This window comes from Vibrio genomosp. F10 str. 9ZD137, assembly GCF_049974785.1.
GTDB lineage: Bacteria > Pseudomonadota > Gammaproteobacteria > Enterobacterales > Vibrionaceae > Vibrio.
In genome coordinates, this window is sequence record NZ_JBNGCJ010000257.1 from 1 (window position 1) to 1120 (window position 1120).

General features: G+C 40.8%; 1 protein-coding gene. It reads left to right on the forward strand.

Annotated elements, in window-relative coordinates; translation table 11 throughout:
* Positions 1 to 568 precede the first annotated feature (568 nt).
* Positions 569 to 1120, forward strand: a 552-nt coding sequence (locus tag ACP45E_RS04220) for an NAD(P)-dependent oxidoreductase (protein WP_141707219.1), incomplete at its 3' end; no start/stop codon positions are given.

The window sequence follows — 1120 nt, forward strand, 5'->3', positions numbered from 1 at the left end:
GGCTCAGCATAAGCGGTTAGTCAGTCGTAAAGACGTAACTATTGCCTCGCTATATCGATTTAGCCAATAAGGAACGCTATTGTTGTTCATAGGTATTTAGTGACAACCCTCTATCGGTTTCTTTTAAGTTGTTGCATGATTAAATCATACTAATTGTCAACGGGTAGCAGTATGTCGATAAGTGATAAAGTGAAGGATTTTAAAATTAACGGTTGTTTTTGAACCATCAATTTAACGATCAGTGGTCACCTAATTAATGATGTTGAACTGAATCATTTCCCCTTGGATGGCATAGTTACATTTCATTTAGAGGCTTTGGGTATAGACAAAGAAATATCAATCTCTACATGTGTTGTAGAGCCTTCCCCCTACTTATAAGCCTAGTTTATTGCGTCTGCTATTGGCGATTGCCATTCGTGTATAGGACGCTTTTAAAATCGTTGAACGATACGTTGATCAAAAAAATGTTACTTCTGGACGACTTTGCTAAATTTACGATTGATTAAATTCGAATAGCCGTATATGCTTCATATTAATTAATCATACAATAGTATATTTGGAGTTAGACATGACTAAACCTGTCATTGGTTTCATCGGCCTTGGTCTTATGGGCGGCAACATGGTTGAAAACCTACAAACACGCGGTTACCACGTAAACGTGATGGATCTTAATGCAGAAGCTGTTGCTCGTGTTATTGATCGTGGCAATGCGACCGCATTTACTTCGGCTAAAGAGTTAGCTGCAGCGAGTGATATCGTGCAGTTCTGTCTTACCACTTCAGCTGTTGTTGAAAAGATTGTTTACGGTGAAGATGGTGTTCTTGCAGGCATTAAAGAAGGTGCCGTGCTTGTTGACTTCGGTACCTCTATCCCGGCTTCCACTCAAAAAATCGGTGCAGCACTGGCTGAAAAAGGCGCAGGCATGATCGATGCTCCTTTAGGACGTACTCCTGCACACGCTAAAGATGGTTTGTTGAACATTATGGCTGCTGGTGATATTGAAACATTCAATAAAGTTAAGCCAGTTCTAGAAGAGCAAGGCGAAAACGTATTCCACCTAGGCGCACTAGGTGCAGGTCACACGACTAAGTTAATCAATAACTTCAGATCGGAAGAGCGG